Origin of the sequence: Pseudomonas sp. Pseusp16, assembly GCF_047324915.1 — a bacterium.
GTDB lineage: Bacteria > Pseudomonadota > Gammaproteobacteria > Pseudomonadales > Pseudomonadaceae > Aquipseudomonas > Aquipseudomonas fluorescens_CD.
Genome location: NZ_CP168522.1, coordinates 3,009,968 through 3,024,803 on the forward strand (window position 1 = coordinate 3,009,968; position 14,836 = coordinate 3,024,803).

Here is a 14,836-nt window from a genome sequence, read left to right on the forward strand (position 1 = left end):
TGGACGTATTTTGGGGATACCGTATGGTTAACAATCTTCGTATCAATCGAAATACCACCCTCAAAGGACTGACCTTCTGGGGACAGTGGGCACTGGGTCAGGGCTTTGTAGTCGCCCTGTTACTTCTATTGGTTTATTACCAGAATGGAACGGTAGAGTTCTATTATCGAGTATGCGCAACGCTTACTGTGCTTGCATCGGTTCCGGCCTATACATGGTGCGGCGTCTATGCAAAGAAGGACAATTACCTGGAGGGGTTGATAAGACTACTGATGGGTTGGTCAATGACACTGGCAGCGTTAGCTATTGTCGCCTTTCTCTGCAAGGCCAATGAACTGTTTTCTCGTCAAATCATTCTGATATGGGCGGTCTGCTGCTACATCGGACAGGCGCTGTTGTACGTCCCGCTGCATGGTTTTTCAAAGTACTACCAACGGGCGCGTCAAATTGAGCGTAGAACGCTGATTGTGGGTACTGGCGAGCTCGCGCTGGGACTGGCCAACAAGCTTCGTGCCCTCGAGCACTTCCCATTGGTCGGCCTGGTAAGCTCCGACACCACGCCTTTGCCGGAGACAGGCGCATTACCTGTCGTAGGCCCGCAAGACGAACTGCTCGAACTGATCAAGACGCATGACATCCGACGCCTGTACATCACGCTCCCCCTGAGCGAAGCGGCACAAATCGAAGAAATGTATGTCGATTTGCTGGATGCCCACGTCGATGTTGTCTGGGTCCCGGACTTGAACAGCCTGACGCTGCTCAATCACTCGGTCAGTGATGTGGATGGCATGCCGGCAATCCACTTGATTGAATGCCCGCTGACCAGCCAACCCACTGCCGCGCTGAGCAAAAGCCTGCTCGATAAAAGCGTGGCGCTGATGGCCATTATCGCTCTAAGCCCGTTACTGTTGATCATTGGCCTGGCCGTCAAATTCACCTCCCATGGTCCGGTATTTTTCAAACAGGACCGCCACGGATGGAACGGGAAGGTCATCAAAGTCTGGAAGTTTCGCTCCATGCGCGTGCATGACGATCACGAGGTGAAGCAAGCCAGTCGTAACGACTCGCGGATTACCCCGATCGGGCGCTTTATCCGTCGCACTTCCATCGATGAGTTGCCGCAGCTGTTCAATGTCTTGCAAGGTCATATGGCGCTGGTCGGACCACGTCCTCATGCCGTTGCGCACAACAACTACTACTCCGGCAAGATTCTCGCCTACATGGCTCGCCACCGAATCAAACCGGGGATCACCGGGCTGGCTCAAATCAACGGCTGCCGCGGCGAGACCGACACCATCGACAAGATGCAGAAGCGCGTCGAGATCGACCTCAAGTACATCAACAACTGGTCGTTGTGGCTGGATGTGAAAATCCTGGTGAAGACGCCGTTCACCTTGCTGTCAAAAGACATTTATTGAGGGTGCGCCTGCAGGTTAACCAGGGGGCGCAAACCATTTAGCCAGTGCGTTTGCGCCGTCACTTGAGGCAGGGCCTTCTCCAGCCATACCTGCAACTGCACCAACACCGGCAGGTTGTTCTGCTGCCGGCTCTCTTGGCGATGTTCATCGCCAACTTCTTTTAAGTCTCCGCTCGATACCGTACAGCTTTTTGACCAGATTCAGGGCGGTACCGGCACGCCCGGGCTTACCTTCAGGCAGGCGCAACAGCAGCAGTTGTCCGCTAAAAAAGTGGGTCCGGGGTAATCGCGTGGCGACAAACACTGCATTCGCCAACGGCAGCGTCAGCCATGCCGCAAAGCTGCGGCCCTGGCTGAGACCGCTGCTTTCCTGGCGCTGTGAATAAAACTCAATGCCTACTGGGGAGGGAGGAGTGAAGACGGGGGCAACTGACCTTGTTGCCAGAACGCTATCTGCTTGTTGATTAGCTGGCCGGGAGCAATGCTCCGAGTCAATGCTTACTGATACCAACCAAGGGCATGCTGATTTTCTGCTCACGTTGCAGCAATGTCATCAGGAGCAACACTCGCTGCTCGCCCTCCATCGCCAGGAAGATCGCTTCCACATCGACAAAAGGCCCCTCGTTAATACGCACCCGCTCTCCACAAGCAAACCGGGCCTCCACAGGGGCTCCGCTATCGTGCTCATGAAGTTGTGCGATCAAGTCATCACCTACGGGTAGCGGCTTGCCTCCAAAACTGACAATTCGCAACACACCGCGGGTAGAACGCAAAGGCGCCCAGCTCTCACCTGCACCGAGCTGGATAAACAGATAACCCGGGAACAGCGATTCGCGAACAACGCTCCTGCGCCCCTGCAAATCACGCTCGCGCCGATGCGTAGGGCGAAAACAGGTATATCCCTGGTTTACCAGGTTGATCTCTGCACGCTCGTCCTGGCTCGCCTTGCATTGCACCAGATACCATGCGCTAGAGGTGAGACCCTCAGGCAAGGTCATTTGAACAGTCGAAGCACTATGGATGGACACAATCAGCCCCTTCTGCACCTATGTGGTCAAGCAGCTCCTTGGTTTTCTCATCGATCTTGCGACGGGTTTCTCCCGGGGATGGAAATGCCCCTGAAAAACGGAGTTGGCCGATCATGGAAACTTCACCCTTCAAAAACTTGCGAAACTTATTAGCAAAACACGAACGCCAGAGAATCCTGCGCCCAAGGCAAAACCCCGAACATCTTCAGCATCAAACTACCTATCAAGACATTTAACACACTCCAATACGGGACAACACAAAAAAGCCAAAAACGTTATAAATCGTCAGTCCAAAAGCGATAATGTTATTTAACTGTTATTTAATATCTGACTTTATATATGGAATTTTTTCTGCCATATGCATTCAATATTTGCGTGGCATTTAATGGTTGATGTTGTCGTGGGTTGCCAGTTATGATTTTTAGCACAGAAACTGTCAAGCACGCGCCAAGTCCAGATTCCAGCAGGCCAGAGTCTTTGCAGTCAAAAGCTTCATCCAGCACGGTAACTCCTCACGGAAAGAGGCACACACCCAATAGCTGCAAGCCGTCACAAAAGTGCCATTGAAGAAAAGCATAGTTTCAGTCTTTCCAATTGCACGATCACCGCAAGTGTGAAATTTCCAGGGAGGTTGCCTTGTTTAACAAGATTCTAATCGTTTGCATTGGCAACATTTGCCGAAGCCCCACTGCCGAACATTTGTTGCGAGCAGCGCTGGGGCAGTCCGATATCGAAGTTAGCTCCGCCGGTCTTGGCGCACTACAAGATCACCCGATCGAACCCACCGCCCGGATCGTACTGGAAGAGCATGGCCATCTGCCAGAAGAGCACAAGGCCAATCAACTGACCCATGCAGCCATCAGCGAATCGGATCTGATCCTGGTGATGGAGCAGTCGCACATAGACCGTGTTCTCAAGATCGCGCCTGAAGCACGAGGCAAGGTCCTCTTGCTGGGCAAATGGCAGGACAACCGCGAAATCAGCGACCCCTACCGTCAAGGCAAACCTGCCTTTGTACATGCATACGCGTTGATTGAAGAAGCAGCAACCGCCTGGGCAAAGCGTCTCGCACGCTAAACCATTCCCCCGAATACTTGTTAAAAAAGAACTCACTTATGCAGCAAACTCCAGCATTAACCTCACATGACGATGATGAAATCGACTTGATGGGCCTACTCGGGACACTGGTCGATCATAAATGGTTGATTGCCGGGATCACTGCTGCCTCCATGGCCGTTGGCACGGCGTATGCCGTGTTGGCCAATCCTGTTTACCAGGCAACTGCCTTGATACAGGTGGAGGCAAAGAAAAATGACATGCTCGGTTTCTCCGATATCAATAGCATGCTGGGTAAAGAGTCGCCTTCAGCTACAGAAATTGAATTAATCAAATCGCGCGCCATCATCGGCAAGGTTGTCGATAATCTATCGCTCGATATTACCGTCGAGCCGAACCGTTTTCCGGTGATCGGCGACTTTATTGCTCGCCGGTTCAAGCCAGACACTGTTGATACGGTCGCGACGCCATGGCTTGGCATGAGCAGCTATGCCTGGGGCGGCGAAACCCTGAAAATATTTCAGCTCGAACTCCCACAAGAGCTTCTGAGCAAGACGCTTACATTGGTCACCGGTGACAACGGTCGCTTCACGTTGCTGGATGAAGACGACAATGTCCTGGTCCAAAGCCAGGTAGGCCAAGCCTATGACCAAGACGGCATTAAACTGCAGGTCGAAGTGTTGCAGGCGAATCCAGGTACAACGTTCAGCATTGTGCGTGACCCACGCCTGACCAGTATTCTGAAGTACCAAAAGGTGCTTGATGTATCAGAGCGTGGTAAAGAATCCGGCATGATCGGGCTTGCTCTTGAGAGCGAAGAGCCGGCTAAAGCCATTCAAATCCTCAATGAAATTGCCAAGCTCTATGTACGACAGAATGTCGAGCGGACATCGGCCGAAGCCGCTCAAAGCCTGGAGTTTCTGAAGGATCAACTGCCTCAGGTCCGTCAAGACCTGGAAAAAGCCGAAAACGCTCTTAACAAGTATCAAATTCGTAGCAAATCCATCGATATCAGCCTGGAAGCCAAGGCCATTCTCGATCAGATCGTGGCGCTGGATACCAGCATCTCCGAACTGAAATTGCAGCAAGCGGAAATGGATCGCAAGTTTACCCGTCAGCATCCCGCCTATCGGGCCTTGCTCAGCCAATTGGGCGAGCTGACAGCCAAGCAGAATGGCCTGGCCAAAAAAGTCGAGGGCCTGCCTTCAACACAGCAAGAACTTCTTAGCCTCACCCGCGATGTAAAAGTCAGCACCGAAATCTATACCCAACTCCTGAATAAATCCCAGGAACTGGATGTGATGCGCGCCGGCACCGTGGGCAACGTGCGCTTGATCGATACCGCCGATGTGGATCTGCTCAAGCCCGTCAAACCCAAGAAACCCCTGATCGTACTCATTGCCACCCTGTTCGGCGCTTTCCTGGCGATTGCAGTGGTGCTTTTCCGCAGAGCCCTTAACCGTGGCGTGGAAAATCCGGATCAAATCGAGCAACTGGGGTTGCCGGTGTACGCATCCATTCCTTTCAGCACACTGCAAAAAACTGAAGAAAGCAAAACCCTCCGTAGTGGCCGAGGCCGCGCCAACAACGTAGCGCCGATACTGGCCAGCAGTCACCCGACCGACCTGGCCATAGAAGGATTGCGCAGCCTGCGCACCAGTCTGCACTTCGCCATGCTCGAAGCCAGCAATAATCGCCTGATGGTCTCCGGCCCGAGCCCCAAGGTAGGTAAAACATTCGTTTCCGCCAACCTCGCCGCAGTCATCGCCCAGACTGGTCAGCGTGTATTGCTGATCGACGTGGATATGCGCAAAGGCTATTTGCATAAAGTATTCGGAACTCCCGCTGAAAACGGGCTTTCAGATTTACTGGTCAAGCGCTGCGACCTGGCAACCGCGATCAATAAAACCGAATTCGAGCACCTTGACGTTATCGGCCGCGGACAAATACCGCCCAACCCTTCAGAACTGTTAATGCACGCAAACTTCAGTGCCTTTCTGGACGAAGTCAGTGCCCAGTACGACCTGGTGATTCTGGATACTCCACCGTTGCTGGCGGTGACGGATGCGGCGATTGTCGGTCGCCAGTCGGGCACCAGCTTGATTGTGACGCGCTTTGCGCTGAACCCGGTTCGTGAAATTGAATTGACCATGCGTCGTTTTGCGCAAAATGGCATTGATTTGAAAGGCGCCATTTTCAATGGCGTTGAAAAACGCGCCTCGGCCAAATATGGCTATGCCGATTATGGTTATTACAACTACGAATATAAATCAGAGAACGTTTAGTTAAATAACCGTTATCTAACCCCGCTACCGTCAAGCAGAAGTGCTTGGCGGTAGCCGTATCAACTCCACCTTCCTACCTGCAGCTGAAAAAAGACGCAGACACATTAGTAAATAGTGACGCTCTCAGGGACTGGCAGTTAATCCTGGGGCGGTAGCGTGGAAAAAATCAAATTCGTGCAGCCCCCGTCGATGGTTATCCGTTAATTCGGCGTATTTCTCTGGACCAAGAAAACTTGGCCACAGTTTTTTATACAACATTGATCTGAAACGACATTTGTTATGTCAGTCCAAACATCTCTCCCCCTTCAGTTACGAACATATCAATGGATCGCCCTATGAAGACTTTATGCATATTTGGAACCCGTCCTGAGGCCATTAAAATGGCTCCACTTGCGTTGGCACTGACGGCAGACGAACGCTTTGAGGCAAAAGTCTGCGTCACCGGCCAACACCGTGAAATGCTCGATCAAGTGTTGGGTTTGTTTGCCATTGAGCCGGACTTCGACCTGAACATCATGAAACCCGGTCAGGACCTGACTGATGTGACCAGCGCGATCCTGCAGGGCCTGAAAAAAGTCCTGGCAGAATTCAAACCCGATATCGTGCTGGTTCACGGTGATACCGCCACCACCTTTGCTGCCAGCCTCGCGGCCTACTACCAGCAGATTCCGGTTGCGCACGTGGAAGCCGGTTTGCGCACAGGTAACCTCTACTCTCCGTGGCCGGAAGAAGGCAATCGTAAACTCACGGGGGCGTTGGCCAACCTGCACTTCGCGCCAACCGAAACGTCGCAAGCCAATCTGCTGCGCGAAGGCGTTGCTCCAGACACTATCGTCGTCACTGGCAACACAGTGATCGATGCCCTGCTGGATGTCGTCAAGCGTCTCGATCAGGACCAGGCACTACTTGCCCAGGCATCTGCACCGGCAGCCTTCCTGAACCCGTCTCGAAAACTGATTCTGGTTACAGGCCATCGCCGGGAAAGTTTCGGTGACGGCTTCGAGCGCATTTGTCAGGCGCTGATGGAAGTTGCCCAGCAACATCCAGAGGTCGATATCGTATATCCCGTGCACCTCAATCCCAATGTGCGCGAGCCGGTCAATCGCCTGCTGACTGGCATTAACAACATTCACCTGATCGAACCCCTGGACTACCTGCCTTTCGTCCACATGATGAGCCGTGCGCATATCATCCTGACCGACTCCGGAGGCATCCAGGAGGAAGCGCCGTCACTGGGCAAACCCGTACTGGTAATGCGCGATACCACAGAACGGCCAGAGGCCGTTGCCGCAGGCACCGTAAAGCTGGTCGGCACCGAAACCGCCGATATAGCCCGCGAGTTGAACCGCTTGCTGACCGATACGGCCGCCTACCAAACAATGAGTCGCGCCCATAACCCTTACGGCGACGGTAACGCCTGCCAGCGCATCATCGATGCGCTGCTCGCTCGTTAACCCCCTCCCTTACTTAACAGCCGTGGCTTTGCCCGGCTGTTATCTCGCTTGAAAAACGTATCTACACAACACCATTCAAGGACGTCCCATGCCTTTCAAAACCATCTCCGTCGTTGGCCTCGGGTATATCGGCTTGCCCACTGCGGCTGTCTTCGCTTCACGCAAAAAACAAGTGATCGGCGTCGACGTCAATCAAAATGCGGTCGATATCATCAACCGCGGTCAGATTCATATCGTTGAGCCAGACCTGGACATGGTGGTGCATGCCGCCGTGACTGAAGGCTACCTGCGTGCCTCCACCCGGCCGGAACCCGCCGATGCCTTTCTGATTGCAGTGCCTACACCGTTCAAGGGTGATCATGAACCGGACCTGAGCTACATCGAATCGGCCAGCAAGAGCATTGCCCCGGTGTTGAAGAAAGGCGATCTGGTCATTCTTGAATCGACCTCCCCGGTCGGCGCCACCGAACAGATGGCCGCCTGGCTCGCCGAGGCTCGCCCGGACCTGAGTTTTCCGCAAACCCACGGTGAAAGCTCCGACATCCGCATTGCCCACTGCCCGGAACGCGTACTGCCCGGCCATGTGCTGCACGAACTGGTGCAGAACGACCGTGTTATCGGTGGCATGACACCAAAATGCTCCGCATTGGCCATCAGCCTTTACAAGATCTTCGTCCAGGGCGAATGCATCGTCACCAACGCTCGCACTGCGGAAATGTGCAAACTCACCGAGAACAGCTTTCGCGACGTGAACATCGCCTTCGCCAACGAACTCTCGATGATTTGCGACAAACTGGATATCAGCGTCTGGGAACTGATCCGCCTTGCCAACCGTCACCCAAGGGTCAATATCCTGCAACCCGGCCCAGGCGTCGGCGGCCACTGCATTGCTGTAGACCCCTGGTTTATCGTCAGCAAAACACCGGAACAGGCACACCTGATCCGTAGTGCCCGGGAAGTGAATGACAGCAAGCCACAATGGGTAATCGACAAAGTCAAACAGGCCGTTACTCATTTCCTACAGGCGAACCCTGAAAAGACTGCCCGCGAAGTGACTATTGCCTGCTTCGGTTTAGCGTTCAAACCGGATATTGACGACCTGCGTGAAAGTCCGGCCCTCGCCATTACTCAGCAAATCTCGGAAATTCATACTGGCCGGGTACTGGCAGTAGAGCCAAATATCAGTGAACTGCCGAGCAAGCTGGCAGGTAAGCTCAACTTTGCAGACATCGAGACCGCTCTGTCCGAGACAGATGTGTTGGTATTGCTTGTGGATCACAAAGAATTCAAAGAAATACCTATTGCCAAGATCGAGAAACTCGCATTTGTGGACACTCGCGGAATCTATTGATGGCGAACCAGTGAGCGACTAAGGTTGCCCTGGCCTCAGAAAAGCACACCGGGCTCAATCACCATACTAGGTCTGTCACCAGACCGTGTGACGGTGGTCGAGTTCGGATGGGCTTAAACGACAACTCGGCAGCTCTCGTCGTACTGGATATAATGTTGCTATATTCGAATTAGTGCGTTTTTTTCTGTATTCCCACTGAATTCGGGCGAAAAACCGTATTGAAAGTGCAACAACCTTTACTTCAAACGACTCGAGTCCGGATGTTTGAAAACATTGCCCGATCTCACCCCGAAAGCCATCGTGTGAGCGCAAAAAAATGAACAGGCTATTCGATGGTAATAGTTTACTTCATAAACACTTACAGCAAGGGCGTAAAGATTTATGGGAGGCAGCAACTTTGGCCATGGGAAAGAGAAGTCCCTTTACAAACATTCAGGGAGGTATAGAGCAACATTGAAAAACATAGTATCAAAAGCTTTAGGGCATTCATCCTTCCTGTTAATGTGCGCAGGTTCCGGGGCGCTATTCCTTTCAAACCTATTGACCAAAAGATACCTCTCCCCCCAAGACTATTTATTCCTATCCTATTTTATTACAATCACCACCATATTAAGCTCATTTGCACTGGGCGGAATGGAACAACTAATAATTCGTTACTGCAAACATACGAACAACACAATAGAAATAGACAAAACGTCACTAATCTCGATAATTGCCGCAATGATAATTTCGCTCATTGCATCCCCATTAATAACAACAACCCTCTTACCCTCTAGCTTAGCTGCGCCATGGATTTTACTCCTAACGCTCAGTTTTTCCCTCACACTGATCAACTACAACGTAGCCAGAGTGAGAAGCGGATTTGTAGAGGCTCAAATTTCCTCAGGCATGTGGAAAATTGCTGCGTTTTTGGGTGTTTTTGTATGCTGCATAAAACTTAGCGACAACTTACAGACTGCTTTATTAGTCGGCATGGTGGTCGCAGGCGCTCTGAATATATATTTGATCAAGAAAAACATTAGTTCTTTGGTGGTAGTTAAAGGCCGGAGCTCAACGATAAGTACCGGGCTGGCGTTCTCTTTTTCTTTAGCAATAATGACGGTACTGGGCACATTCGATCGAGTACTGGCCGAAAAACTTTCTGGCCAAACCTTATTCGCAGAGTATGTCTATTTTTCTATGATTTTAATTTTTCCATTCAACATGATTGCTTCCTATGTAGGCTTTAGAGAGGCGATATTTTTTAAGAACAAGTTCTCTGCCGACCTTATCAAAAGAAAAGCATGGAGTTTATTTGTAAAAATAACTATCTTGTTCGTCATTTTTGGCGGGTGCGTTTATTTTCTATCCCCCCTGATTAATTTAAAAACCACATGGCAGAACATGACATTAAGCTATTTCTTAGTATGCACCAAGTGCATTTACTCGATATTCTCATCTGTAATGGGAAGTCGAGCGACGGCCAAGGAAATCTGGACTTCAAACATTTATTCAGCAGTCGCTATAATTGCAATCACCGCAATATTTATCATGCTCGACAACGACATAACAATAAATAGCCTACTAATGCTATTTATCGTCCTATGGGCTTCTAGAACAATTATTTTTACAAACATGGTGCTTTCCAAACAACATGATTAAATATGAAATAATTTTGTGGACAATGAAGCTAACCTCTATTATCCCAGGCGCCATCGGATGCAGAATTAGAAATGCGGTATTACCCTACAAGCGAGGCGTGAATGTTAAAATCTGGGACGGCATTCACATTGATTCCCCATCAAAATTAACGATTGGAGATGATGTCTCAATTAATAGAAACTGCCTCATCAATGCTGGCGGAGGGGTTTCCATAGGAAGTAAAACGCTAATAGGCCCAAATGTAACTATATACTCTCAGAATCATGCATATAAAGAAAAGTCGATAGATATACGACTCCAAGGATATGAAAGAAAATCTGTAGTAATCGGAAATGATGTCTGGATCGCCTGCAATGCGACGTTACTACCTGGAGTGGCCATAGGAGACGGTTGCGTTATAGCCGCTGGGAGTGTTGTAACCCATAACATGCCTCCTTATTCCATTGTAGCGGGTGTTCCTGCAAAAGTAATCGGGCAAAGGTCTTGAGGACATCTATACACTGCTACCGAAAACCATGACGCAGCAGGCAAAATTTTCTGGCACTTAGATAGGGCGTATCGGTAGCAGCAGTTTAGCCAAGGAATCACGGCAGTTTTTTTCTAGGTCACACGTATTACATAGCACTAGGGATTATTACCCTCGCCGATTTTTTCAAAGAGCCATTCTGCGGGAGTCATAGACCCAGAATGATTTGCGATCACCATTATTGCTTTGTTTTGAACTGCTTTTTTCTGAGAAAAAACGATGCTTAAAATATTACACCTACTTCATCAGTCTGCCCCTAATATTAGCGGGTCCTCTACCCGAACCAATTTGATTCTGAAATGGACATCTGGGCATGGAATTGAAAACATAGCAATTACATCACCATTTCAAGAGCCTTTTTCTCCGAGAGCAGCCACAAAAGCTGAATACTTTCCAGGTATTGGGGTTAAAGTGTATCGAAGCTATATTTTCAAGAACTTAAGCGTAGGTGCGGGAAGCAACTTTCTCATAAAAATAAAAAAGGCTGCTACCTTACCTTATTTTTTTATTCGAACAGCTTGCATAATTAAAAAAGAAAATCCGGACATTCTTCATGCGCATGCAACCTTTCTATGCGCTATGCCAGCAATTATTTTAGGATGGGTTTTCAAGAAACCAGTTGTTTACGAACTGAGGAGTCTTTGGTTCGACAATGAAAATTTTAAAGCCAGCAAATTCACTAGAATATTTGCAGCAGCACTCGAAAGATACTGCTTAAACAGTTCCGAACGCATCGTAACAATCTCTGACGGTTTAGCAGAATATGTCGCAGCGCTCCCAAGCAAAAAAAACCGTTCGGTGAAAACGATTAAAAACGGAATAGACGATGATTCTATAGTACTCAACGAACTAGCATGCCAGGAAGAAATTGGGCAGCGGTTTGGCTATATCGGCTCGGTTATAGAACTTGAAGGATTGCATTATGTGATCCAAGCATTAAAAATATTATACGATAAAGGTGTGATAATTGAATTCCATATATACGGCGATGGTAGCGCTCGGGAGTCGCTCGAAAACTTAAGTACTTCGCTCGGAGTCAAAGTCCATTTTCATGGAAAATTTCACCCTGACGACGCAAAAACTATCTACCACAAGTTAGACACTATCATAAACTACCGAAAGGCAGGAGAGATAAGCGATAAGGTCACTCCACTAAAACCTCTCGAGGCTCTGCTGCATAGAAAAACTCTTATATGTTCAGACGTAGGAGGATATAAAGAAATCCTTGACGGCGATCACGCTATTTACGTCCAGCCCGATAGCCCAGCTTTACTTGCGCAAGCAATGCTTGAGGTATATTTAGACAAGCATAAGCACCAGGCTTTAGTGAGAAAGGGTTTCACATTCGTTACCGAAAAACGCCTTTGGTCGAAAAACGGTGAAAAGTATCGTGAATTATATCGCAACATGCTGTGAGCAGATTGGTTTTTTTTGATATGCATCTCGGAAGCCCCCAATTGGTTAAATTTATTTCCATGCTTATCCTGAGCACCCCCTTCATTTGTCATGCCGGGGTTTCTGAGAATCGTAATGTCGCTGAGGTTGATATATGGCCATATGCATTTCAAGGAAATCTGACGCACTCGTCCCTTCAGCAGGCTATTGATTATTCTTACACCATTTCTTCACCAAACGTCACATCCATTAAATTTTTAATCCATGAAGGCACTTACAACATACAAGCTGCCACTCTTCGTCCAAAGCATGGGATTCATTACGAGTTCACTTCCGCATCAAGTGGAGAGCACCTTCCGAGTTTCGACGGACATCGACAACAACTTACTTGGCTAAAAATAATCTCCACAAACGGATTTGGTACGAGCGTTACTATTAGCGGATTAAAAATAACAAACTATGTCACCGCCATATCGATTGAAGGAGATAGAGAAGACCCAAATAAATTTAATGCCGAGAACAAAATCCTAAACATGCGCTTCGAGAATATTGGGCAGACCTCACGAAGCTCCCCTCCTAGTACGGCTGTGATCCGGCTGGTAAACTCCCGCGCGAACGAGATTCGTGGAAATATTTTCCTGAATATAAAAAATGTTCAGGACTGTAATTTACTACACTCTGTTTACTTAGCACATCATTCAAGCGACAACTCAATCCAACATAACAGCTTTACAAATCTTTGCGGCTCACCCATCCGAGTTCGTGACGACTCAAATAGGAATGTAGCCCGACTTAACACTTTCAGCGACATACAAAATGAACAACTGATGGATCAATGGTTTTGTGATAAAAACCTGAGACAGGACTGTACAAAAAAACAACCAGAAAAAAATTCCAATTCAAATGTTTTTAACATGAATAAAGTTCTTCCATAGGTCATGCCAGCTAATGCAAGTAGCCCCCTGCTATCACTAACGGCGTCCGTTTCTGCGAACGGTCAACCTCGTCACCCGATGCTCGCGCATCAAAAGCTCCAAGAATGAGCATTTTGAAATGCCTACTGAAACTATTCTTAGCGCCATACAGGCAAACTTTCTAGCCCATTTCCACGGGACAAGACAGGTACCGACTTGTGATAAAGACCAAAACAGCATCACCGGTCGTGCGAAGAGGCACACCAGCCTCCATTCAACGATTAAGGGCAGGATCCACGCGCCCATCCTCCCGCGCAGGAATATCAACTTGATCCGCAAACGCGACAGCAGCCTGTGTACCCACAGGATGCGGCTTTAGCTTCTGGAGCATTCATTGACGGTCTTGTCCACTAGCATAACCTGAACGCGCCCCATCGTATCCGCCGCCTCTATATCGCTCTGCCACTGGCGACGCCGAATAAATCAAAGATCTACAAGCACTTGGATCAGTCTTATAATGACTTACATCGTTCTTTCCCTGCTATTTTTTAGTTTAGGCCTTCTGAGAGAAAAAGGGCTTTGGGCTTTCCTCGCGCTGCTTTCTTGCTTACCATTTTCGAACTCTTTTTCTCTCTATTTCTATCAATACGGGCTTTACTCTTTTGATTATTTTTTCTTCGGACTACTTATCTCAATTAGTCTTAAGGGGATAGCCAACAAAGCCAGCACCATGAAAGCACCAAAATGGGCAACGCTTTCGTTTTTAATAATAATTACTTATTCGGCCATCTCGCTTTTTTCTAACACCCCCCTTGATGTATATTTTTTGCGCGATTACAGACCAGCCATATTTTCCCTTGAGCTAATTGCAGCCTCGCTATTATTAAAGTCACCAAAAATAAAATTATCAAACGACAAAATCCTCACAATAGTCACTCTAGCCGGAACAACAAACCTGGTCTGGCTTGCTCTTTCTATCGCTGGGATAATGTCATCAGAAGACCAATACTATACGACAAACAGTTTTAAGTACTTTGATGCAAGCACTTACATATCCGCATTATTCATAATGTATTTTTTCTCAAAAACAAAACCTATCAAACACCCAGAACGCAAGCTGACACTTAACCTAAGACAGACTCTGGCAATCACTGCCTCATTGCTTTCAGTCATATTATCCGGATATAGAATACTCGCTCTGGCAACAATTATCGCGGCCACCTTAGCCTCGGCCAAGAGCCCCAAAAAACTCATCCAGATAATAATGGTTTTTGCCATTGCCATACTTGCCTTTATTTTTTTGGCCGAGTATTTCGGTGCCGCAAGGGTATCTGAAGGACTCACCATGAATGGGTTACTACAGCAGTTCGCAACTCGGTACGGGCCAGCCTTAGACGTTATATCTTCTTTTGAATCATCTAACTATTTATTTGGAAACGGCTTCGGCACTGTATTCGACATAACATGGTTTGAGTACAGATCACTAGACACCAAGAACAACTTCGTTGACAGCACCTACCTCACATTCTTCGCGAAATATGGACTTCTCGGAATACTCTACCTCACATCAATTTCAATATCACTTGTATCTCTAACTCCAAAATCGATTAAGCTTTCGCTTTCGGCATATCTACTTATTGTATTCTTTACTTATGCTATATCCTACCAGTCAGCATCAGTGGGAATCATCGTTGGTTGCATGATAGTTAGGATACTTCAATCAAATTCAGACAGCGCGGCCAAAATATGACTACGAGATTAAACATGCA

At 48.5% G+C, this 14,836-nt stretch carries 11 protein-coding genes; 10 read left to right on the forward strand and 1 reads right to left on the reverse strand.

The features are described from left to right. Positions 1 to 23 precede the first annotated feature (23 nt). Complete coding sequence (locus ACEN8Q_RS13615; protein ID WP_413705334.1) at positions 24 to 1,418, forward strand: undecaprenyl-phosphate glucose phosphotransferase; 1,395 nt, start codon at positions 24 to 26, stop codon at positions 1,416 to 1,418. Between the two features lie 490 nt (positions 1,419 to 1,908). Here ACEN8Q_RS13615 and rfaH read toward each other — a convergent pair whose 3' ends face one another. Further along, positions 1,909 to 2,415, reverse strand: coding sequence for a transcription/translation regulatory transformer protein RfaH (rfaH, locus tag ACEN8Q_RS13620; protein WP_413705335.1), 507 nt, complete (start codon positions 2,413 to 2,415; stop codon positions 1,909 to 1,911). Positions 2,416 to 3,081: 666 nt separating this feature from the next. Between rfaH and ACEN8Q_RS13625 the strand changes: the two genes are divergently transcribed. From ACEN8Q_RS13625 to ACEN8Q_RS13665, 9 genes are all read left to right on the forward strand, one after another. Continuing rightward, the gene (locus tag ACEN8Q_RS13625) at positions 3,082 to 3,522 is read left to right on the forward strand and encodes a low molecular weight protein-tyrosine-phosphatase (RefSeq protein ID WP_413705336.1); all 441 of its coding nucleotides are present in this window, start codon (positions 3,082 to 3,084) and stop codon (positions 3,520 to 3,522) included. A 38-nt stretch (positions 3,523 to 3,560) separates the two neighbouring features. Next, on the forward strand, positions 3,561 to 5,786 hold the full coding sequence (locus ACEN8Q_RS13630) for a polysaccharide biosynthesis tyrosine autokinase (RefSeq protein WP_413705337.1): 2,226 nt from the start codon (positions 3,561 to 3,563) through the stop codon (positions 5,784 to 5,786). 335 nt (positions 5,787 to 6,121) lie between these two features. Beyond that, positions 6,122 to 7,240, forward strand: a complete 1,119-nt coding sequence (wecB, locus tag ACEN8Q_RS13635; RefSeq protein WP_413705338.1) for a non-hydrolyzing UDP-N-acetylglucosamine 2-epimerase — start codon at positions 6,122 to 6,124, stop codon at positions 7,238 to 7,240. 88 nt (positions 7,241 to 7,328) lie between these two features. Then, a complete protein-coding gene (wecC, locus tag ACEN8Q_RS13640) occupies positions 7,329 to 8,591 on the forward strand; it encodes a UDP-N-acetyl-D-mannosamine dehydrogenase (RefSeq protein WP_413705339.1) in 1,263 nt (420 codons plus the stop codon). Positions 8,592 to 8,972: 381 nt separating this feature from the next. Then, the gene (locus ACEN8Q_RS13645; protein WP_413705340.1) at positions 8,973 to 10,232 is read left to right on the forward strand and encodes a hypothetical protein; all 1,260 of its coding nucleotides are present in this window, start codon (positions 8,973 to 8,975) and stop codon (positions 10,230 to 10,232) included. Then, a complete protein-coding gene (locus ACEN8Q_RS13650; RefSeq protein WP_413705341.1) occupies positions 10,225 to 10,719 on the forward strand; it encodes a DapH/DapD/GlmU-related protein in 495 nt (164 codons plus the stop codon). The genes ACEN8Q_RS13645 and ACEN8Q_RS13650 overlap by 8 nt, the downstream gene beginning before the upstream one ends. 258 nt (positions 10,720 to 10,977) lie before the next feature. Next, positions 10,978 to 12,174 carry a glycosyltransferase family 4 protein gene (locus ACEN8Q_RS13655; protein ID WP_413705342.1) on the forward strand — a complete coding sequence of 399 codons (1,197 nt, stop codon included), beginning with the start codon at positions 10,978 to 10,980 and terminating at the stop codon, positions 12,172 to 12,174. Positions 12,175 to 12,215: 41 nt separating this feature from the next. Continuing rightward, positions 12,216 to 13,088 (forward strand): hypothetical protein, encoded by an 873-nt coding sequence (locus ACEN8Q_RS13660; RefSeq protein WP_413705343.1) that lies wholly within the window; start codon positions 12,216 to 12,218, stop codon positions 13,086 to 13,088. Between the two features lie 496 nt (positions 13,089 to 13,584). Then, positions 13,585 to 14,817: a DUF6369 family protein gene (locus ACEN8Q_RS13665; protein WP_413705344.1), complete on the forward strand. Its 1,233-nt coding sequence runs from the start codon at positions 13,585 to 13,587 to the stop codon at positions 14,815 to 14,817. Positions 14,818 to 14,836: the final 19 nt, after the last annotated feature.